The 21,571-nt window shown below is 57.5% G+C and carries 18 protein-coding genes; 8 read left to right on the top strand and 10 right to left on the bottom strand.

Translation table 11 applies throughout. From position 1 onward, the window contains the following. The first annotated feature begins 78 nt into the window (after positions 1-78). On the top strand, positions 79-1,434 hold the full coding sequence (gene gabT, locus ABD982_RS09580; protein ID WP_425570044.1) for a 4-aminobutyrate--2-oxoglutarate transaminase: 1,356 nt from the start codon (positions 79-81) through the stop codon (positions 1,432-1,434). A gap of 38 nt (positions 1,435-1,472) precedes the next feature. Then, complete coding sequence (locus ABD982_RS09575; protein WP_345446921.1) at positions 1,473-2,849, top strand: NAD-dependent succinate-semialdehyde dehydrogenase; 1,377 nt, start codon at positions 1,473-1,475, stop codon at positions 2,847-2,849. 146 nt (positions 2,850-2,995) lie between these two features. On the opposite strand, the gene ABD982_RS09570 is transcribed toward ABD982_RS09575, so the two are convergent. Then, complete coding sequence (locus ABD982_RS09570) at positions 2,996-4,651, bottom strand: alpha-keto acid decarboxylase family protein (protein ID WP_345446918.1); 1,656 nt, start codon at positions 4,649-4,651, stop codon at positions 2,996-2,998. A gap of 175 nt (positions 4,652-4,826) precedes the next feature. On the opposite strand from ABD982_RS09570, the gene ABD982_RS09565 reads away from it, so the two are divergent. The 6 genes from ABD982_RS09565 to ABD982_RS09540 all read left to right on the top strand — a co-directional run bounded on the left by ABD982_RS09565 (position 4,827) and on the right by ABD982_RS09540 (position 9,772). Further along, positions 4,827-5,789, top strand: coding sequence for an alpha/beta hydrolase (locus ABD982_RS09565; RefSeq protein ID WP_345446915.1), 963 nt, complete (start codon positions 4,827-4,829; stop codon positions 5,787-5,789). A 288-nt stretch (positions 5,790-6,077) separates the two neighbouring features. Further along, entirely contained in the window at positions 6,078-6,809 is a 732-nt protein-coding gene (locus ABD982_RS09560) for a VIT1/CCC1 transporter family protein (RefSeq protein ID WP_345446913.1), read from the top strand. Positions 6,810-6,859: 50 nt separating this feature from the next. Continuing rightward, positions 6,860-7,264, top strand: a complete 405-nt coding sequence (locus tag ABD982_RS09555; RefSeq protein ID WP_251380435.1) for an RNA-binding S4 domain-containing protein — start codon at positions 6,860-6,862, stop codon at positions 7,262-7,264. Between the two features lie 7 nt (positions 7,265-7,271). After that, the gene (locus tag ABD982_RS09550; RefSeq protein WP_345446908.1) at positions 7,272-7,802 is read left to right on the top strand and encodes a GNAT family N-acetyltransferase; all 531 of its coding nucleotides are present in this window, start codon (positions 7,272-7,274) and stop codon (positions 7,800-7,802) included. A gap of 63 nt (positions 7,803-7,865) precedes the next feature. Next, positions 7,866-8,402 carry a GNAT family N-acetyltransferase gene (locus tag ABD982_RS09545; RefSeq protein ID WP_345446906.1) on the top strand — a complete coding sequence of 179 codons (537 nt, stop codon included), beginning with the start codon at positions 7,866-7,868 and terminating at the stop codon, positions 8,400-8,402. Next, a complete protein-coding gene (locus ABD982_RS09540) occupies positions 8,402-9,772 on the top strand; it encodes an MATE family efflux transporter (RefSeq protein ID WP_345446903.1) in 1,371 nt (456 codons plus the stop codon). Before ABD982_RS09545 ends, ABD982_RS09540 begins: the two co-directional genes overlap by 1 nt. A gap of 187 nt (positions 9,773-9,959) precedes the next feature. Here the strand turns inward: ABD982_RS09540 and ABD982_RS09535 are convergent, their stop codons facing one another. The 9 genes from ABD982_RS09535 to ABD982_RS09495 all read right to left on the bottom strand — a co-directional run bounded on the left by ABD982_RS09535 (position 9,960) and on the right by ABD982_RS09495 (position 21,474). Further along, positions 9,960-10,907: a hypothetical protein gene (locus ABD982_RS09535; RefSeq protein WP_345446900.1), complete on the bottom strand. Its 948-nt coding sequence runs from the start codon at positions 10,905-10,907 to the stop codon at positions 9,960-9,962. 345 nt (positions 10,908-11,252) lie between these two features. Next, positions 11,253-11,441 carry a hypothetical protein gene (locus ABD982_RS09530; protein WP_345446897.1) on the bottom strand — a complete coding sequence of 63 codons (189 nt, stop codon included), beginning with the start codon at positions 11,439-11,441 and terminating at the stop codon, positions 11,253-11,255. A gap of 350 nt (positions 11,442-11,791) precedes the next feature. Then, positions 11,792-12,901, bottom strand: a complete 1,110-nt coding sequence (locus ABD982_RS09525; RefSeq protein ID WP_345446894.1) for an ImmA/IrrE family metallo-endopeptidase — start codon at positions 12,899-12,901, stop codon at positions 11,792-11,794. Next, positions 12,885-13,577: a hypothetical protein gene (locus ABD982_RS09520; protein ID WP_345446891.1), complete on the bottom strand. Its 693-nt coding sequence runs from the start codon at positions 13,575-13,577 to the stop codon at positions 12,885-12,887. The genes ABD982_RS09525 and ABD982_RS09520 overlap by 17 nt, the downstream gene beginning before the upstream one ends. A 124-nt stretch (positions 13,578-13,701) precedes the next feature. Further along, positions 13,702-15,609 carry a hypothetical protein gene (locus ABD982_RS09515; RefSeq protein WP_345446888.1) on the bottom strand — a complete coding sequence of 636 codons (1,908 nt, stop codon included), beginning with the start codon at positions 15,607-15,609 and terminating at the stop codon, positions 13,702-13,704. An 8-nt stretch (positions 15,610-15,617) separates the two neighbouring features. Next, the gene (locus tag ABD982_RS09510; RefSeq protein ID WP_345446885.1) at positions 15,618-17,465 is read right to left on the bottom strand and encodes an HSP90 family protein; all 1,848 of its coding nucleotides are present in this window, start codon (positions 17,463-17,465) and stop codon (positions 15,618-15,620) included. Further along, positions 17,466-17,954 carry a type III secretion system chaperone family protein gene (locus tag ABD982_RS09505; protein ID WP_345446882.1) on the bottom strand — a complete coding sequence of 163 codons (489 nt, stop codon included), beginning with the start codon at positions 17,952-17,954 and terminating at the stop codon, positions 17,466-17,468. A 100-nt stretch (positions 17,955-18,054) separates the two neighbouring features. Beyond that, positions 18,055-20,847, bottom strand: coding sequence for a YhgE/Pip family protein (locus ABD982_RS09500; RefSeq protein ID WP_345446879.1), 2,793 nt, complete (start codon positions 20,845-20,847; stop codon positions 18,055-18,057). Positions 20,848-20,904: 57 nt separating this feature from the next. Next, positions 20,905-21,474, bottom strand: coding sequence for a TetR/AcrR family transcriptional regulator (locus ABD982_RS09495; RefSeq protein ID WP_345446876.1), 570 nt, complete (start codon positions 21,472-21,474; stop codon positions 20,905-20,907). Positions 21,475-21,571 lie beyond the last annotated feature (97 nt).

Below are 21,571 nucleotides of genomic sequence, written 5' to 3'. Positions count from 1 at the left end.
CACATCTAACCTCTGACGGCGCCCGGAGGCCGCACCCCGGCGTCCGGGCACCGTCTCGCCCCCGTCCACTCCTAATCTTTGAGAGAAAAAATGTCTGACATCACCTACCGCCTGCCCCAGGAAATCCGCCTCAACGGTGCCGTTCCCGGCCCCCGCTCCGAAGAACTAGCAGCTCGCCGCACCGCTAACGTACCCGGCGGTGTCGCCTCCACCCTGCCTGTCTACGCAGCAGATGCAGACGGCGGTGTGATTGTGGATGTTGATGGCAACTCCTTTGCCGACCTTGGCTCAGGTATTGCTGTAACCTCCGTGGGCGCATCAGCCCCCAAGGTTGTCGCTGCTGTTCAGGAAGCCGCCACCCACTTCACCCACACCTGCTTCATGGTGACCCCCTACGAGGGCTATGTTGCCGTGGCTGAAAAGCTCAACGAGCTGACCCCCGGTGACTTTGATAAGCGCAGCGTGCTCTTTAACTCCGGCGCTGAGGCCGTTGAGAACGCCGTGAAGATTGCCCGCGCCGCTACCGGCCGCAACGCGGTGGTGGTCTTCGATCATGCCTACCACGGCCGCACCAACCTGACCATGGCACTGACCGCTAAGGCTGCCCCCTACAAGCAGGGTTTTGGCCCCTTTGCCCCCGAGGTCTACCGCGCCCCCATGAGCTACCCCTACCGTGACGGCGAGCTGGGCGGCAAAGAGGCAGCTAACCGCGTCATCGAAATGATTGAGAAGCAGATCGGTGCCGACTATGTTGCCGCTATTCTGATTGAACCCATACAGGGTGAAGGTGGCTTCATTGTGCCCGCTGAGGGTTTTCTGCCCGAGCTGGTTACCTGGGCCCGCGAAAAGGGCATTGTCTTTATTGCGGACGAAGTTCAGGCAGGTTTCTGCCGCACCGGCAGCTGGTTTGCCTCCGACCATGAGGGTATTGAACCTGACCTGATGACCACCGCTAAGGGCATTGCCGGCGGTATGCCGCTGTCAGCTGTTACTGGCCGCGCTGAACTCTTCGATAAGGTTCAGCCCGGTGGTCTGGGCGGAACCTACGGCGGTAACCCTGTTGCCTGCGCCGCTGCCTTGGCTACCATCGAAACCATGGAGGAATGGGATCTATCAGCCCGTGCCCGCCATATCGAAGAAACCGCCCGCGAAAAGCTGGGCTCCCTCGTAGAAGAGCTGGACGTCGTGGGTGAAATCCGCGGGCGCGGAGCCATGTTCGCCGTGGAATTTGTGTCTGACTCCGACTCAAAGACCCCCCACCCCACCGCAGCCAAGCAGATTGCTGCCGCCTGCGCTGAGCGCGGCGTCCTCATTCTTACCTGCGGCACCTACGGCAACGTAGTGCGCCTGCTACCTCCTCTGACCATCAGCGATGACCTGCTGAATCAGGCACTGGATATCTTCATTGAAGAAATCCGCGCTGTCGCTGCCTAACCTCCACTAAGACCACCCCACTGTAAGGAGTGAGCACCGTGTCTACCCCTAACTATCGTGTAGAAAACCCTGTCACCGGCAAGGTTGAAGAAACTTTCGAGAGCACCACCGACGCCCAGGCGCTAGAAGCCGTGGATACCGCCCACGCAGCTTTTATCAGCTGGCGAGCGACCCCCATTGAAGAACGTGCCAAGGTTGTGCACCGTATCGCCGAGCTGTTTGAAGAGCGCAAGGATGAGCTGGCGCAGATTATCTCCACCGAAATGGGCAAGCCCCTCTCTGAAGGTGTAGAAGAGGTTGAATTTAGCAGCGCTATCTTCGACTACTACGCTACCAATGGCCCCCGCTTTGCTGCCGATGAAAAAATTCCCAGCGAAGGCGGAGCCGCGCACATCCAGCGTCTGCCCCTGGGCGTTCTGCTGGGCATCATGCCCTGGAACTTCCCCTACTATCAGGTGGCCCGCTTTGCTGCCCCCAACCTCATGTTGGGTAACACCATCGTGCTCAAGCACGCCGAAATTTGCCCCCGCTCTGCCCTGGCTATCCAGCAGATTATGGAGGACGCCGGTCTGCCCGAGGGTGTTTACAACACCGTCTTCGCGACCCATGAGCAGATTGAGAAGGTCATCGAGCACAAGCACCTGCAGGGCGTTTCATTGACCGGTTCAGAACGTGCCGGTGCAGCCGTTGCTGCCATCGCGGGTAAGAACCTCAAGAAGGCTGTGCTGGAGCTGGGTGGCTCGGACCCCTACATCGTGCTAGATACCGATGACGTGAAAGCTGCCGCTGAGCTGGCATGGGGCACGCGTATGTACAACACCGGTCAGGCTTGTAATTCCAACAAGCGCATGATCATCATGGAAGACATCTACGAGGACTTCGTGGCGCACCTGGTGACCCTGGCAGGGGGCATGAAGCCCGCCAAACCTGAAGAAGCTGGTGAAGGAACCTTCACCCCGCTCTCATCCCGCACTGCCGCTGAGGGTCTGAAAAAGCAGCTAGACCGCGCCGTCGAGGCAGGGGCAACCCTACACGCCGGTGGGCAGCTACTCGATGAGGCATCTTCCTACATCAGCCCCGCAGTACTCACTAATGTTCCGGTTGGATCAGAAATATACTACGAGGAGCTCTTTGGCCCGGTAGCTACCGTCTACAAGGTAGCTAGCGAAGAAGAGGCAATCGCCCTTGCCAACGATTCCCAGTACGGCCTGGGTGGTGCAGTCTTTAGTCAGGATGAAGCCCGCGCAGCTACTGTTGCCCGCCAGCTTGAGGTGGGTATGGCTAACGTCAACACCCCTGCCGGTGAAGGTGCCGAGATTCCCTTCGGCGGCGTCAAGCGCTCTGGCTACGGCCGTGAGCTGGGCCCCTACGGCATGGATGAGTTCGTCAACAAGCGTCTCTACTACGTGGCCTAGCCCCTAGTTACATAAGCAGCCCTGGGTCTCATCTCTAGCTGAGATGAGGCCCAGGGTGTTTTATGGGCTCATCTTGGGAAGACCTGATAAATTTGGGTACGAGCAAGGCCTCTGCGGCAGGGGCTCCGGCCGTAGGTAGATTACCGCTAGGAATTAGCGCGGGTCAGGGCTGAGGCGACGTCCGCGAGCAGGGCGGGCACGTCGTCCTTATCCATCATGATTTCCATAAAGACCAGGCGGTCACGGGTCTGCTGGGTAAGGCGGGCAGCGTTCACCAGCTCGGTGGCAGTGTTGACGCGCAACATCAGCACCTCGTCCTCACGGGCACCCAGGGCGGCGGGGAGCAGCTGCCAGTTGTAGGTGCGGATATCGTTGTAGGGCTGGGTGGCGCCGTGGATGGCGCGCTCTACCGTGTAGCCATCGTTGTTGATGAGCACAACCACGGGGTTAATTTTCTGCTCCAGCATGGTGCCCAGTTCCTGGATGGTCAGCTGTGCTGAACCGTCACCGATCAGCAGCACGCCGCGGGCGTCCCTGTCAGCAATAGCAGCGCCCATCATGGCGGGCAGAGTGTAGCCGATGGAACCCCATAGGGGCTGACCGATAAACATAGAGCGTTCTGGGAAGCGGCGTGATGCCATGCCAAAGAATGAGGTGCCCTGGTCTGCGACCACAATGTTGCCGGGGGTTAGCTCGCGGGAGAGCAGCGACCAGAGAACGTCCTGGGTGAGAGGAGCGTCCATATCGACGTCAGCGTGATTTTCTTCTTCCCAGGGCAGCAGGTCCTGGGGTAGTGCGCCGACTTCAAGGGCAACTTCCCGCACGATATCCAGGGAGGTATCCAGGGTGAGAGGAGCGTAAATTTTGCGGCCAAGGCGGGCAGTCTGAGCGTCCAGGAAGACGGTGTGCTCTGGAAGGTTCTGTGAGAACCCGGCGGTGGTGGTGTCGGTAAAGGTGACACCGGCGCAAATGAGAATCTCAGTGTCCTCCACAGCCTTTTTGGTGCGCTCGTTAGAGACCACCCCGGCGTAGATGCCAGCGAACTCGGGCTTGGACTCATCGACTAGGGTCTTACCCCACATGAGGGTGGCGTAGGGTAGGCCGGTGGCGTCCAGCATCTCGGTCAGGTTGCTCTGTGCGCCCATGCGGTGCACCAAAAGATCAGCCAGTACGGTGGTTTTCTTGCCGGCAAGTAAGGTGGTGAGATCCTTGCGGAAGGATTCGCGGGCACCGGGGGAGGAAAGCTTAGCAGGAACATTCAGCGGCGCCGCAGGGGGATCAACCTCCACGCGCGCCACATCGGTAGCTAAAAGGATGTAGCCGGGACGCTTATGGATCATCATCTCGCGTAGCACACGATCAATCTCGCTGACGGCGGTGGCATGCTCTAGGTCAGCCACCGTGCAGGAAACCTCAGATGCCATACGAATGAAGTGGGTGAAATCCCCATCTCCCAGGGTATGGTGCATGGTCAGGTGCGCTGCCTGGGCATCCTTAGAAGGAGCGCCCACAATGTGCAGAACCGGCACCTGCTCAGCGTAAGAACCAGCGGTGGCATTGATAGCAGAAAGCTCACCCACACCGTAGGTAGTGACCAGGGCACCGATGCCGTTCACACGTGCATAACCATCCGCTGCATAACCAGCATTTAGCTCGTTAGCATTGCCCACCCAGGCGATACCCTCATGCTCAATCACATGGTCCAGGAACTGCAGGTTAAAGTCGCCAGGTACGCCAAAAAGGTCGCGCAGGCCCAGCTCATTCAGGCGATCAAGCAGGTAGTCACTTACGGTGTAGGTCATGGTGGTGGCCTTTCAAGAGGTAAGGGGAAAGCCCGACGGGGTGATACGGGTCTCAAAAGGTAGTTGAAAAAAGCATACGTTACCGGCGCCGATTTTTGGGCAGTCTGGGTTCCATGTGGTGATGACGAGGGGTGTACCGATGAAACTCAAGGTGCCCCGATAGTAGAGTGGTGATATGACCGAAGATATCCTAGGCTCCCCCTACACCCGAGAAACCCTAGATTTGGGTGCTGACGCCGAAGGGGCCCTCACCGCCACCCTAGTGCGTCGTCCCGCTGAGAACACCTCAGCCCCGACTGCCGATGGCAAGCCCCGAGGTGCTGTGCTCTACCTCCACGGCTTCGTGGACTACTTCTTTCAGCGCGAACTCGGCGACTGGTGGGCAGCCCAGGGGTACGATTTCTACGCCCTTGACCTCCGAAAATACGGGCGTTCTCACACCGATGGTCAAACTTTTTACTACACCGAAGACCTAGCTGACTACGACCTAGAGATCAACCGTGCCTGGCAGCTCATCACCGGGCGGGACGGGCATCGGAAGGTGGTGCTGATGGCGCACTCCACCGGCGGCCTCATTGCTCCCCTCTGGGCGCACCGCACCCAGCCTGCTGAGCTGACCGCTCTGGTTCTCAATTCCCCCTGGCTGGATCACTTTGACCCGCCGCTAGTCCGAGTGGCACTGACCGCCGGGGTTTCTGCCCTGGCGCGCGTTAAGCCGCGGGCCATCGTCCAACCGCCTAAAAACGATCCGGCCGCTGAGAGCCTGCACCAAAAATTTGGTGGGGAGTGGAGCTTTGACGAGACCTGGAAGACCTTTGACTTCCCACCTATTTACGCCGGCTGGTTGGCGGCCGTCCGCCGGGCGCAGCGTCAGCTCCACCGCGGTCTGGACGTGCGCGTGCCGGTGCTTGTGATGAGTTCAGCACGGTCGGGGCGCATGAAGACGCGCACTCAGAAACATGACTTCGACGCGGTGCTCAACGTGCAACACATTCGTCGGTGGGCTCCGGTGCTGGGTAGGCAGGTCACCAGCCTGGTGATTGAAGGCGCGGTGCACGATATTTTCCTCTCACCCCCGGCCGTCCGGTCGGATGCCTACAGCCAGCTGGGTCACTGGGTACGCCGCTACCTGCACTAAAGAGAGATGCCCCCAGTGCGCCTCCATCTAGGCTCTCTCTGCTTCAGCCCCAACTATTGAATAGTCACACCATCTCATTCGGTATGGGGCTGGCGGTCTACCTTTTGGTTGAGGTAGCGAAACCCCTCCTCTATGCGGGTATGCGTAAAAAGTAGCGCATTTGGCTCCTTTGGTGGTACTGGTGGCAAGGATAGTTTGCCCTTACTAACTCGGTGGTTAAGAGCTACCGAATGGGTGATGACTGTGCACTTGCTAGAAGCTGGTAGGACGCCAGAGTACAGTCGACGTATGACCACACAAGAATTCACCCCGCACCTCTCAGAAGCTCATGACATGGGCACCTATCAGGAGAAACTCAACCGCCTGCGTGCCGCCGTCCTGGGCGCCAATGACGGCATCGTTTCTGTAGCCGCCACCGTGGTTGGTGTAGCAGGTGCTACCACCTCAACACCCACCATCGGGCTTGCGGCTGCTGCTGCCGTGGTAGGCGGCGCTATTTCTATGGCGCTGGGGGAATATGTCTCGGTATCCTCCCAGGTGGACAGCCAAAAGGCACTGGTTGCTAAAGAAAAAGCTGAACTCCGCGACATGCCTGAAGAAGAGTTGGACGAACTGACTCAGATTCTCATGGACCGCGGCATCGCCCCCGATACTGCCCGCAAGGCGGCTATTGAAATGACCGAGAAGGATGCTCTGGGTACCCACCTCCACTTTGAGTTAGGTCTTGATGAAGAGGAAAGCGTCTCGCCCTGGACCGCAGCCTTCGCTTCAGCCGGTGCTTTCCTGGTGGGCGCGCTTCTACCCACCCTGCTCATCCTCCTTCTGCCAGTATCAATTCGTATCCCTGCAACCTTCGCCGGTGTGCTGGTTGCCCTCGCTGTTACGGGTGCCCTGGGCGCCAAGTGGGGAGGCTCCCCGCACTACATTCGTGCTGCAACTCGCGTGGTGATTGGCGGTGCGCTGGCTTTGGTAGTGACCTTCGCAGTGGGATCCCTACTGGGCGCCACCGGCGTGGTCTAAGCTCTGCGCTGACTTCAATCTAGGCACCTGTTTTAGGTAACCTTGAGAGCATGACTCACCCAGATGCCAGCACCCAGTTACCTCAGGCTCCCGTGCGGATTGACGCCTGGCTCTGGGCTGTGCGCATTTTTAAGACTCGCGGGCTGGCGTCCGATGAGGTTAAGGCGGGGCACGTGCGGCTCAATGATTCCCACCCCAAGCCCTCCCAAAAGGTAAAGCCAGGGGACGTGGTCAAGGTGCGCTACCCGGGGTGGGAGCGAACCTTCGTGGTCAAGAAAACCCTGGCCAAGCGAGTGGGTGCACCGGTGGCAGTGACTTGCTATGAGGATATCTCTGGACCCAAACCCGCCTACCTGAGCTCCGGGGTTATGCCACGCCGTGAACGAGGTTCGGGCAGACCCACTAAGGACGAACGCCGCGCTCTGAACCGCTTGCGCGGTTACGAGAAAGAATAGCCTCCCCATGAGTTTTACCCTCCGCGCTGCTACCCCGGCGGACGCTGCAGCTCTCTCGGTTTTTGCTGGCGAGAATTTCCCAGACGCAGCCCCTGCCGTGGTGCCCCGTGAGGCTGTTGAAGCTTTTATCGCTGAGAACCTGAGTGAAGAGGTGCTAGAGCAAGCTATTGCCAGCGGGGTATATACGGTTAATCTTGTGCTTGATACGGAGGGGCAAATCATTGCCTACTCGGCGATAGATACGGCGCAGCCTCAGCCGATCGAGGTTGCTGGGAATGCGGCTTATCTCAGTAAGTTCTATGTGGGGGCAGACGCCCGAGGAGTAGGCATTTCTGGGATGCTGATGGGGCAACTGGTAGAGGATGCTCAATCTGCTGGCTATGACGGTATTCATCTTGGAACCCACCAAGAGAACTACCGTGCGCAGGCATTTTACGAAAAAATGGGTTTTATTAAAGTGGGAACCCGCACATTTGAGTTAACAACCGGCGTGCTGGGGCAGGATTTTATCTATCATCTACCTCTGAGCGCTGTATGATTTTTCTGTGCGCCACTGGATTAGACCTCGTTAGCACATTTGAGGTGGCGCTAAGGGAAGATTATGGATTTTGAAATTCGCGCCCCGCGTGAAGACGAGGCTTTAGCCTGGGAGAAACTGCGCATTGTGTCCTGGCGTAAGGCCTATGCTCACGACTTTACTGCCGATACTTTCGCCCAGCAAGAGGCCCAGGTGCCTGTGCGGGCAGCAGTATTTGCAGAATGGATCGCGTCAACTGCCAATACGGGCCAGGATGTGCAGGACCAACTGGGGCAGCGCCGCAAAGCGTTAGTGGCAGCAAGAACCGATGGAGGTACCTCCCTGGACATGCCAGAGGTCGGTTCTCTCCTAGGGCTAGCTTTTGCTACCTGTATGCCCTACGAAACACAGAAACTAGAGATTCTTTACCTCTTGCCGGAGGCCTTTGGTACAGGTGTGGCACAGGCGCTCATGAAGGGCGTCCTTGTGGATGGCCCAGCTGAGCTAGAAGTGCTCACCACTAATGCCCGAGCCATTCGTTTTTACGAAAAAGAGGGTTTTGCAATCGCCTCTACCGATGAATTTGCCGGCAGAAAAACCTACATTATGAAACGCGCCTAATGTCTAAGACACCGGAACCACGCCCCAGTTTGAACCGCCAGATCCTTGCGCTGGCGGTTCCCGCTTTTGGTGCCCTGATCGCTGAGCCGTTGCTGGTTTTGGCAGACTCTGCCATTGTGGGTCACCTGGGCAGTCTGCAACTGGCTGGGCTGACACTGGGCTCTACGGTGGCCCATACCGTGGTGGGGCTGATGATTTTTCTTGCTTACTCCACCACTCCGGCAGTAGCCCGCGCCTTCGGTGCTGGAGATGCGTCGGGTGCCTATCGCGCTGCCCGTAACGGTCTTTGGGTGGCGCTGGGTTTGGGCGTTCTAATAGCCGCAGGGCTCGCGGTGGGTGCGCGCGGCGTTCTCACAGCCCTGGGCGCCCAGGGGGATGTGCTGACCTACGGGCTTGCCTACCTCTTGCCCTCGCTGGTGGGGCTACCTGGCATGCTACTGGTTTTGGCTGCAACCGGCGCTCTACGCGGTTTTCAAGACACTAAAACACCTCTCTATGTTGCCACCGGCGGCGCTGCGGTTAACGTGGTGCTCAGCTGGGTCTTGGTCTACCCGGTGGGGCTGGGTGTTGCCGGGTCTGCTATCGCTACGGCAGCTGTGCAGTGGGGTATGGCACTGATGCTTTCTGCTCGCGTGGTGGTGGGCGTACGCACCCATGCGGTAGGTTTTGCACCTGATAGCCCCGGCCTGGCGGCTGTTTTTAAGGTGGGGTCATGGCTGATGCTACGGGCGGTGTCGATGCGCATCGCCCTGCTGGCAACCGTCTTTGTGGTGACCGCCCAGGGGCCGGCTAACCTTGCCGCCTACCAGCTGACTTTGAGCTTCTTTAACCTGTTGGCCTTTGCCCTGGATGCTCTGGCGATTGCTGCTCAGGCGCTTCTGGGTAAGGAGATGGGCGCCCAAAACCTTGCGACCCCTGCGGGTAAGGGCGCTGTGGTGCAGTTGAAGAACCGCCTGGTGCGGTGGAGTCTGGGTTTTGGTCTGCTCACCGCGCTCATCTGCCCGGCGCTTGGTTTTGGTCTGGCCTGGATTTTTACTCCGGACCCTGAGGTTCAGCGTCTCTTTGCCCTCTCCCTGCTGGTGCTGGGGGTGGGACAGCCGTTGGCTGCCTACGTCTTTATTCTGGACGGCGTGCTGATCGGCGCCGCCGACGTGCGTTACCTGGGCATGGCTGCCCTGTGCACTCTGGCGGTTTACACTCCTGTGCTGGTGGGTCTGCATCTTTGGTTCGCTGGGCAGGATGCCGGTGCACAAGTTCAGCTTGCCACCCTGGCTTACCTGCTGCTCTGGTGCGCCTACGCCCTCTGGTACATGGGTGCCCGCGCTCTGACCTTGTGGTGGCGGGCGCGCAGCGGAGTATGGATTCGCTAGAGCTAAGCGGTGATTCCGGTCTGGTTGCCGTCAGCGTCATGGAAGAGACGCTGGTAGTAGTCGTCGGTACGTGACTCCACAGTAGATCAGCTCTTACATGAGGTATTAGATAAGCCAAAGGAAATACTAAAACAAAAATGAGAGCCAAGCAGTTTTGCTTAGCTCCTATTCTTCGTTTATCGGGTTCTTACATAGTTAGAGAATCTACAAACTCCGGTAGCTGCGCAACCGTCTCAACAAGCCCATTTCCTACCTCTGCGCCTACAGTGGCTATCACAGCAGTTAGAAACTTCCCCATAAATTTACTTACAACGGTTTGCCTTGCTTCTTCGGATTCTGCCGCTAAGATCTCAGCCTCAGCATTTCTAGTTTCTTCCTCAAGTGCTGCAAGCTGTGTTTGTTCCAGCCCCGTTTTTTGAAGTAGCTCTCGTAAGTTAGTGAAGTAGTCTTGGACTTCTCGCGACTGGTCTGTGTTGAGGGTGTAGTTCGTTTGGTTTTGGACCGAGTTATGCCCGAATGATGTTTGAACGTTTTGTGAGTTGCCGCTAATGTTTGCGGTGTTGTGCTGTGAGTTGTCCACGGTGTTGTAGGTGCTCCCGATTCTAGAGTTTAGGTTACTCCATGCTGGCGGTTCTTGATTTTCCATGCGCGTTATCCACCCCTCACGGATTCTGGCTTGGAAGGGTAGCCTGTAATCTCTAACGTTCCTGTGGCCTTTGGGGATATAGATAGCGCCGTATTCTTCGAGTTCATCTAGAGCTTCATGTATTTCTGCCGCAGAGATTGCTTGCCCGTCTATTTCGGTTTCAAGCAGTTTTTCAAGCGTCATGCCGTTGTTGTTCCCAGCGTCCTCAAATACTTTTAGCTGCACTTTTCCTTTGCGACCGTCACGTTTAACCCATCGACCTACTCTGCCTAGGAACGCTTTTCCGCTCATGGTTAGAAACGCAGACGAAATTTTTCCATTTGCACGTACTTGTACTTTGGCATATCCCGCATCTAACAACGCATATACGAGATCAGTTCCTTCTGTATCTTCGTCAAAGTTGAGTGGAATTATACCGTCTCGTGACTTGCTCATAATGTCGAAAAAAAGAAAATAATCATGTGCATTAAATGTATCTATGTCAATCACTCCTTAATGCTTATTCAAAAGTAGGTGCACACCCATACGCACTAACTAGACAACGGTCCAATCGGAGGGTAATAACCGAGCATAAATTACTACAAACCACTTTTCTGGGGTCCTTGCCTTGAGCATAGACGCAGACCAAGGGTAGGGCAAGCGATAAATCTTTAGGTTCTATAGAACTTGCACCTAGGTCCCTGCCGATAGTTCGCCAAGGTGTCTCGTATCCTTCCGCAACAATGTCATCAAGAGAAGCAGAGTAGTTAGTGCAAGGCTGGCGCATGAGAGTTCGACAGCCAGCAGGTCATAATCCGTGTAGATTCCGTGAATAGTGCTCATGTTCCCTAGCTGCTAGGGCAGGAACTTGATCACGTTCCTTAGCAGGCTACTTTTCACTGACTTATGGCGGTAGGTCAGTTTGAGGCCAGCCTTTTTCTTGCCGAAACTACCGCGTTGTGTGTAGTCCAGATTGGTAAAAACTAGGACAACCGGAATCACAGAGCTAACTAGGGCAACCAGCTGAGACTGCAGTTCGCTCATTCAAGGAATTTCGTCCAAAGGTAGCATATAAACCGCCATGGTTACCCCGAAGAGCAACACTAAATAAGTAAGAATCACCACGTAGTCGTAGGCAAACTCTTGCACCCTCGCTTAGGAGGGGATGGGGTCCAGTCTGTTCAGCATAGTGTACGTGTACCCTGTCGGCACCCTAAAGTTGCCTGGTGAGGTCCTTATCTGGTTGGGGTTGGTTTATCCTCTCTACTATTCTTCTCGTGGTAACGGTTCTCCTCATTTGACTTGAGACTATTTGTGGGGATGTAAGGCTCATTGTTGCCGTCTTGGCGCAACAACTCGTCCAGTAGGTCTTGGACGCGGTGCGCTTGGTTGGTCTAACGGACTACTGAAAGAACCGGTATCTGATAGTCAGAGGAACCTTGCACATCGTCCTGCTTTGAGGCGCTGACAGGTGCCAGAACTTCGCCGAATAAGAAACCGTTCACGTCCTGCATTGTCACCCCCACTTCGGCAGCTAGTTGGGCCATGCTCTGACCTTTTTCTCGCATCTGCGAAACTACAAAAGGAATCACACGCGAACGATCCAGGGGCAAGCCTCCCGGTTCCCCTAAGCGGAAACCGCGTTTAGCCAGTTCTGCATAGTTTTGACGTAGCCCCCACTCTTTCAGAATCCCAAGCTCCCCGCCACGATAATTCATCGCCATTGCAGACACACGATATTTCTTTTTTAGCTTCAATACTGTGGAAACATCAGCGTAAGCAGGCATATCACGGTTAATTGCGCGTGAAGGCATCAAAAACTCCGCCGCAAAGCGGTCTGCTTCCTTCTCTAAATCAGCACCCTCAGTGGCCCCCCGTGCATGCATAACAAGATGACCCAGCTCATGTGCTAGATCAAAACGCACTCGCTCCGCAGTCTTGCTTGTGTTCAAAAAAATATAGGGCTTACCGTCGGTGTACCAGTAACTAAAAGCATCCAGCTTCTGAATAGACTTCGGCAATGACAGCACCCGTATACCCCGAGACTCAAAAAGCTGAATCATATTAGGTAATGGATCTTCACGAAGCGACCACGCGGTGCGGATACGCTGAGCCGCAGCCTCAGGGCTACTGCTATCTACAGTAGGTACGTCAACTGCTGGCAAAGAATAAGGGGCTACAAGTTGAGCATAAAACTGTAAACCCACAGCGCCCAGAGAAGTACTTCCATTTTTAGCTTTTTGAGGGACCTTCTTTGCTGCTCGGAAAAGGACATTCTCAATATCGATACGCTCAAAGGACTCGTCGCTAAAAAACCCGGTAGGGCGTCCTGTTGCTGTGGCTAGAGCTTCCCGGTGCTTATCAGGGGCACCTTCGTTTTCGAATGTGTTGATGGTGCGCGGGGTGACTCCTAAAAATGCGGCCAATTCCACCTTAGTGAGACCAGAAATTTCTCGAGCAACTTGGACTCTGGTGGGGTCAATCGTGTTAGCTTGCTTGTTCATTGCCTATCTCGAAAATAATATCCTCAGGGACATCATCAGACTGTATATCAAGAAGTTCATCCTCGCCTGACAGGTCCATCACCGGAAGGATAAGACGTTCCTCCCATTTTGTAATGAAACCACGATCATCCATTGCGCTAGCGAGTGATAGCTCAGCTCGAATATGGTTGAATTTTTGGCTGTAGAAGTAAAGTAGGACCCAAGTGGCAGGTGTTTGGGACTCAATCGTTTCTACTACTTCTTGGATGACCTGCTGTTCCGAGTCGCTGTTATTCCAAACATCTCGCTGAGTCATTACCCCCTTTGCAGTAGCGTTAGAAGGCGTATCTTTAGTCCCTGTTTTTTCGTTTCCAGTGGCAACCATGATGGAAACATTAAGTTCTGGGTGCATGATTCGGGGAGCGTTTCTGTGATCAGTTTGCTTCCAGCCTTCTTGGATAAGGGAGTCCCTCAGTGCGGCCACGGTTTCATACCAACGATAGGTGCCTGCAGCGGTTTTGGGGTGGACGGCGGTGACCTGCGCTGCCCCGTTATGGCCACTCATTAGGGCTTGCTTGAGAACTTCCAGTTCTATACCAAGCTCAGAGAGTTGGTTCAGCGCTGCATCTCCGCGCAGAAGAGAGGTTGACTTCGGTGAATTTTCTACTGTGAAGAGGGGTTCTGGCGGGTGGTGCACAAGCTACTCCTTGGGGCGAATGTCTGTTGGGGACGTCCTTTCATATTCTCATTAAAAAGGTAAAAACCGGAAGTTTTTTTACTGGTGATTGATGTGTAATTAATTTCTGCGAATAGGGATCAGCCTAGAGTAACCCGTCCAGCAGGTCTTGGACGCGGTGGGTTTGCCCGGTCTTATTAAGCATCTCAATCAGCAGGTTCAGAGCCTTAGCCTTAGACTCCTTGCACTGGGCCGCATCAAGAGCCGCCACGGCACCCTCCAAAAGCTGCGTAGCCTGGGTGCTCTGCCCGGCGTCCCTAGCGCACTGACCAGCCAGCAGTAGCGCGGCACCGCAGCGGGCACTCTGCCCCGCTTGCTCATAGGTCTTAGCCACCTCACCAGCAAGTTGTGCGGCATCATAATACTTTCCCTCTGCGGCATATAGTCTAGCCAAAAGGTCATCAGCATGGGTGACCAGCGTAGCTGCTCCTGCTACTTGCCAGGGTTCAGCGTCCGCCTGTTCTAGCTGATTATGCTCAGCTTCCGCCCGGGCGCGTGCAGCCAGAACTGCCGCTTCTAGCCCCTTATACTGCCCCAGCAGCTCAGCCACCTGCGCGCGGGCGGCCAGTACCGCCAGGAGTAAGCGCGCCGGGGCGCCCCCGGCAAGTAGTAGCTCCCAAGCGCGCTCAAAAAGCTCGGCCGCTTGCCCGCGCTCCCGTAGCTGAGCCAAGCTCTGCGCGGCATCAGCAAAAGCGATACCAGCTTCCATCAGCTGATCGGCAGCTTCTCGTGCTTCCCCGGCACGTTCGTACCAGTAGGCAGCCTGCACCAGGTCGCCCGCGGCAAGAAATCCATCGGCAGTGACGTAGGGGTCGGCGTCCCCGTCGTGCTTGATAGAAGCCGCCCCCCTCTGGTCAGCAACGGGTTGCGCCGCACCGTGTGCCCGGGTGCCGGTGGATAAGTTCAGCCCGGTGTTTTTTTCACTCACCACTACCAGGTCAGCTAGTCTGGGCTCCTGCTGGGCTGCCTCTAAGGACTCGGTAAAGCGACGGTTGCCTGCTCGTTCATCAAAAGCGCGAGCCAGCGGAACGGACTGTTGAACCGCCCAATCATACAGCTCGCCCAGGGTATACGATTGGGGCAGGCGGGTGGGTAACTGGCGTTGTTCTTCAACAGTCCAGGCCAAACCTGCCACCAGGTAGCGCAAAAAGCCGCGGTTATCGCCGGGATCTCCCTCTAACTGCAGTGCCCGCTGGCCGTGAGCCGCCAGTAAATCCAATGCGGCATGAAGCTGACCGCCGCGTGCCAAAATCTCAAACTCCATACCCAGATCATCGGGGTCGTAGTGCCCCCCGCTGGTCGCCTGCGCACGAGCCAGCTGTCGCCCCGCCGCTTCACCATCGCCCAGGTGCAGATAAGCCAGGGCAAGCTGGCGGTGGGAATTGGCGGGTTCCCTGTTGCACAAATCTTCGGTAGGCGCACCCAGAGCAACTGCCTGCTCAAATTCCCCGGCCACCACATACTCACGCAGGGTGCCGCCGATTTTACACGAACCGCAATCCATATCGTCCTCACCGTGTGCCAACCAGATAGCCCGCCAACGTTCGGCCTCCTCGTCCAGCCCCAAGTGCCCTGCCCACATGTACTCGGCGCGGTCTACCGCTGCGGCGCTAAACCCGGCTACGGCGTAGCGTTTGCGCATCTCATCCAGTAGGCCGCGGGCCTGCTGCCGGGAGATTTGCGGCCAGGCGGCAAGGTCTCCGGTCACCCACTTGAACTGCCAAAAAAGGGTGCGGCCATCATGCTCGCTGAAGTATTCGGGGTGGGTGTCCCAGAGGCGCAGCAGCTGAGAAAAGGTGGCGAAGGACGCGGGGTTGGGGGTCCCAAAAACGTAGGCTTCAACCAGCTCAAGCAGGGCTTCGGGCAACTTTTGCTCCGGCCCCTCGTTTTGAATGGTACGGGCGATGAATTCAGCAGCTGCGGTGCGGCCGGTGCCGTAGGGCATCTCCCGCAGACGGGCGATTTTTAGGTTTGCTTCTTCAAGTGACCACATGATGCCCCCTAGTTTTCGGTGCGCAGGGCAGCGGCCAGCAACTGGCTCAGACTGTCACTGAGCAACCCGGTTTCCCGCGATCCCAGCCCCTCACCGGCCAGCATTAGCGCCGAGAGATAAAGGGTGTTCATGCCCGCTTCAAAGGATGTATGGTGCGGCTGGGCCAGCAAGCGGCGGACGCTGTCGTTAGTGTCATTGAGCATCAGCGTGCGGCTGGGTTTACTGTCTGATGGGTCAGTAAAGGACCCCAGCAATCCGCCCCAGACGTTCCCGGCATCTTCGTTTTCCTGGCTGATAGCCCTGCGGCGTTCAGCCTCAGCATCACGCAGGAGTACGGCGGGTACGTCCGCCGGGGCAAAACTGCGTAGCTGCACGTCGCAGTCCTGTTCAGCCAATAGAGCCTTGGCGCGCTCTAGGGCGGCCATGACCTCAAATTCACGGTCGATGCCCACCACTTCAAGGGTCTGGGTCAGTTCACCGGCAGTCATTTCGGTGACCTCCCAGCCAGGGCGGTGCGCCAGCTTTGCAAGAATATCGGCGTCATAGACGTAGCCACCATTGACCACCCAGAGACCCTGGGCGCGCGCCACTGGGGCGATACGGCGGTAGCCCTCGGTGGTGGGGGTGAAGCGGACTGCCCCGCCCTCACGAGCAACCTCAGCCAGAGTGGTAAAGCCCTGGGTGGTTTCAAAAGGCAGAGCCTGGGCCACCACATCCAGCATATCGTCGCTAGCCAGCGCTACAGCACGCAGCGCCAGGTGGTGGGTTTCCAGTAGGCGGGCCTGCACGGGGGAGGGCTCGGTAAGCGTAACGGTAATCCAGCTTTTAAGCTGCTCACCGATAGCCTCCCGGGTCAGCAAAAGCACCTCGTCCTCACGGAGCTGCTCTCGGGATGCCGTGGGGGTCAGGCTCTCAGAATTCAGCACCGCCCGCACGAAAAATGCCCAGTCAGGTAGCAGGGTGTCCTCTCGGCCGCTGACCAGCATCTGCTTCACATAGACACGGTGGCGCCCAGAGCCCGGGGATACCGCCTGCGGCAGAACATAGGCGACGCCGGTGGTGCCGGTTGCCGGAACATTCAGGGAAATGGTGGCTAGGGGAGTGAAGCCCAGGGACGCCTCGGCGTAGTTGGTGAGCGCCATAGCGGTTTCATGGGCGTTGGGCGCAGTGCTGCCATGCTCTGTGCCCTCAGCGCTTTTCTCCACAGCCACTGCCCAGGGTAGCCTGGTGCGGGAAATGCGGCGCCAGACTCGCTGACCGCCAGCGTTTACCCGCACAGAAACCTCCAGGGGCAGCATATCCCCGTAGTCACTCGCCAACGTCACCACAGTTTCCTCAGCAACCCAGTGGGTTGCGTCCGCCCGTGCCTTGAGCGAGATCGTGGTGCCGATTTCAACTTCAGCATCAGCGAGAGTCTGCACTTCAAAAGTGCCGTCAGCCAGGCCTACCCAGCGCACCGGAGCTTCCCCTGGGGTGGCGCTGCGGGAGGTCACCTCAACGGCGTCAGCAATCAAGAAACAGGCCAGCAAACCAATACCGAACTGTCCCAAATATTCGGCACGGCCCTCCCCCAGCACCTCATCACGCTTGGAGGTGCGCCCAATGGTCGCCAAGAATTCTTCCGCCTGGGTGGCGGTCAAACCAATACCGGTATCGGTAATGGTGATACCGGCACCGTCAACCCAAGGCTCCAACCGGACGCGTGCAGGAGCGTCCGGGTCAAGGTCGGTGCGGGCGGTGATAGCGTCTACCCCGTTCTGCAAAACCTCGCGCAAGTAAACCTGCGGGCCCGAGTAGAGATTCTTAGAGAGCAATTCAACCAGGCCACCTAAATCGACCTTAAAACGCTGTGCCATTTATGCCTCACCCAGGTTCTGATTCAGTGCCTCAAAAACGTTAAGTCCGGCTGAAATACCGGTGCTCAGTAGCTCATCCAGCTGCTCATCGGTCAGCCCTGCACCGGTGGGGTGGTTAGTCTCTGCCATCATGATGACCAGCTGCTGGCTATCTTGCTCAAAAACAGTCGGGTAGGTTTTAGGCAGCACCATCTCACGGTTCCAACTCTCAGCAAAAGCACTAGCTACTGGTAGCTTGTCGACGGGTAGAGAGCCGCGCCAGGTGCCGCGAATATTGAGCAACTGCCCCTTCCCCATCAGCAGAAAGAAGAAGTATCCCTGCTCAAATTGGGCAATAAGGTTGCCGCCTTCCTCATCGCAATTCACCTCAAGGCGGGTCAGTGCCTGCTGCAACCTCTCAGCAGTGAGGGGCTGAAGGGCAGCAGCGGGAGCGAGCGCGGAGTCAAAGAAACCCATGGTCAACTTTCTGCGGAGGCTGGTGGTCTTCACCAAGTTTATCCGTGCCCCGCAGATTTGGGCGGCGCTCTGTGCTCATCCACGATTTTGTTGGGTGAATGAGCCCTCTTCCATCCGCCCAAAAGCTGCCTTGCTAGACCGCCTGCGCCTGCCGTGCCGCTGCTAGGGCTACTTCAGCACGTTCTTCGCGGCGGTGGCGCACCCAGATGCTGAAGGCAGTGCCCGCAACGGCAACCAGCGTCCAGCCCAGCAGCCAGAGCACCCCGCTAGCAATGCCCAGGGTTCCACCGGCAATGAGGGAACGCAGGCCTTGCAGGGAGTGGGTGAGCGGTAGCCAGGGGTGAACAGCACGTAGGAAGCCCGGGGCTGTTTCGATGGGGTAGGTGCCGCCCGATGCCCCCACCTGCAGAACCGTCAGAATGAGCGCGATGAACCTGCCTGGGGCGTCCAGCAGGGCGATGAGCGCCTGGTTAATGGTCATGAAGGCGATAGAGGTCAGCATAGAGAAAGCGGCGATGCCCCAGAAAGAGGCCATGTTGATGTCCACTATGAAGTGCAGGACCAGAGCAACCACGAGGCCTTGGATCGCGCCCATAACGCCCACCGGAATGAGCGCGCCCAGCAAAGTAGCGAGGCCGGAGTGACCGCTGCGGGCGAACTTGCGGGAGATCGCAGGGTACATCATGAAGTAGGCAATCGCACCCACCCACATACCCAGTGACATGAAATACGGGGCCAGGCCGTGACCGTAGGTAGCTACCTCATTCAGGCGGGACTTCTCTAGTGTGACCGGGTTGGAGGTCACGTTACTTAGCTGCTGCGCCTGCTCGGTACTAAAGGCGGGAACCTCATCTACTGCTTCACCCAGGGAGGTGGAGAGCTTCTGGTTGCCCTCCTCCAAATCTCCCAGGCCAAGGGAAAGCGAGCTCGCGCCGTCCACCGCACTGCCTGTGCCGGTATTGAGCTGCCCCGCACCGTCTGCAAGAGTCTGCGCCCCGGAGGCCAGTTCGCTGGTTCCATCTGCCAGGGTGCCGGCACCTGATGAGAGATCACCTGCGCCGCTTGCCAGCTTGCCGGTGCCATCGTGCAGGGCGGTAGCACCTGCTGATACATCAGATGCCCCCGTTGCCAGGGTCCCGGTGCCTGCCGCCAGGTCAGATGCGCCAGTAGCCAGAGTGTCGGTGCCGGTGGCAAGATCGGACGCGCCGCTTGCCAGTTTGTCCGTGCCTTCAGAGAGGCCGGTGGCACCGCCCGCTAGCTTCTCGGTTCCCTGCGCTAGAGCGTCTGCCCCATCAGAAGCCTGGGAGATAGCATCTGCTAGGGTGCTTACACCCTCAGGGAGGGCGGCTGCCTTATCCTTCAGTTCGGTGGCGCCGGCTGATAGGGTGTCAGCCCCGTCAGAGAGCGTAGTTGCTCCGGTGGCTAGGGACGACGCCCCGGTCGCTAGGGTGCCTGCCCCGGCAGAAAGTTTGGTGAGGCCACCGTTTTGGTCACCCACAAGGGCAGTGGTGCCCTCGGCTAAGGTGCTGGCACCCGCGTGGGATGTACTGGCGCCGGTGCTGACCGCGTCAGCTCCGACTTTAAGTTCCTGAACGGCAGCCAGCTTCTGTTCGTCAGTCAGTAGAGCCCAGTTATCAATCAGAGTCTGAGTACCGGTGGAAACCTTGTCCGCACCTTCCGCCAAGACCCCCGTGCCATCACGCAGAGCCACAGCACCAGCGTCCAGCTGCTGTGCACCTTCAAGAGCCGCAACAGAACCTTCAGATAGGGCAGAAGCTCCCTCAGAAACTTGCCCGGCACCCTCTTCAAGATCCTGTGCGCCGGTGGCAAGGCCCGCGGCACCATCAGCCAGCGATTGCGTGCCAGCAGCCAGCGCATCGGCCTGGGCGGGTAGTCCAGAAACCCCGGTATTAAGTTGATCCAAGCCGGTCGCCAAAGAACCCGCACCCTCATTCACCGAAGTAGCTCCGGTGGACAGAGCGCTCGCACCCTCATTCACCGAAGTAGCTCCGGTGGACAGAGCGCTCGCGCCCTCCTTAGCGCTGGTTGCGCCTTCTGAGAGCTGACCTGCACCGTCATTGATACTGCTGGCACCTTCAGCTACCTTGCTACTGCCATCGTCTAGGGCGCCGGCGCCGGTATTCACATCGTTTGCGCCGGTCGCCAAAGAACCCGCACCCTGCGCCAGCGAACCGGCACCATCACGAGCGCTGGCAGCGCCGGTAGCAAGGTCGTTAGAGCCGGATGCCAGTGAATCGGCGCCGCTCTTGAGGTCATTCAGGCCCAGAACCAGCTCGTCACTGCCGTCTTTAGCACTGGTAGCGCCGTCGGTCAGCTGACTCGCGCCGTTGGCAGCTTCACCCAGAGAATCGTGCAGGGTCGTGAAACCGGCGTAGATGTTTTGCAGGTACTGATCCGTTACCTGCTCTTTGAGGCGGTCAGCCACCGAGGTGCCCAGAACGTTGGCGATATTGCCAGCGACAAAATTAGACCCATCATTGGTGGCAATATCTAACTGTGCCTTGCGGGCCGCTGCTGGATCGTTATCAGAAACGGAAACTACGTTGGCAGAGAAATCTGAGGGGATAGTCAAAACTGCCATGACCTCACCGTCCTCAAGTGCTTTGCTGGCTGTATCCGCCTCCATCACCCGCCAGTTGAAATTGCTGGTGCTGGTGTTGCTCAGTAGCTCATCGGTGATTTCTGCCCCCAGATTGAGCTGATCACCCTCTGATGGTTGCGCAGGCTGATCTTCATTGACGATGGCAGCAGGCACAGTATCAATCCTGCCCGTGGGATCATAGTTAGCCCAGGTCAGCACCCCTGCGTAGACGGAAGGGATGATGATGACCGCTAGTAGCACCAGGTACTTCATAACGTTAAAGCGGTCGTTGAGCTGCGGTTTTTTAGCTCGGTGTGACGACATCTTAATTCTTCTTTCGGCTTTTAAAATCTTGTGGCAGGTAGGTTCGGTTCTGATGGTTTAGTAGGTTGCCGCGCGGACCGTGGCGGTGAGCCGTTCTGCCATAGCCTCGGGGGCGTTATTTCCGGTGAAGTCCGTGCACAGCCAGCGCATTGCCGACCAGCTCATGCCAGCAGCAATAAACTCGGCGTAACTTTCGTGTTCTATGGTCTTGGACCGCACTTCGGCCGCAAAGGGGGAGTGGTTGAGCAGACGGTTACTAAGAAAGCTGACGAGTTCGCTCATCAGGGCGGAGTCACCGGCGGTTTTGAGTACGTTGCGGCAGAAGGTGGCATCATCACGTAACTCGAGGAGGAGAGCGGTGGTGAACCGGTTGGTGAAGCCCTCAGTCTCGGGGGTGAGATTTTGTGCGTCAACAGCAGCGAAGGTTGCTTTGAGCTTTTCAAGTGCAGCGGCGCGGGTGAGTGCCGTGGTGTCTGGGAAGTGCTGGTAGAAGGTGGGGCGACTGACGCCAGCGGCCTTAACAATGTCTGTGATGTTGATGGCGTCAGGAGTTTGCTGTGTCAGAACGTCGGTGATGGCGTGAATGAGGGCGGTGCGGGAGCGTGCGGGGCGGGGGTCGGTGGTCATGCGTTTCTTCTGCCTAGATTTTCCTTACGTTTGTAAAGTTTACACATGTAAGGAAAATCTGCAAGCGGGGTACGGGTGGTTCTAGGGTCATCGGAGT

The organism is Rothia endophytica, assembly GCF_039543885.1.
Taxonomy (GTDB): domain Bacteria; phylum Actinomycetota; class Actinomycetes; order Actinomycetales; family Micrococcaceae; genus Rothia; species Rothia endophytica.
The sequence above is the reverse complement of the archived record's forward strand: the minus strand, read 5'-3'. Positions and strand labels throughout refer to the sequence as shown.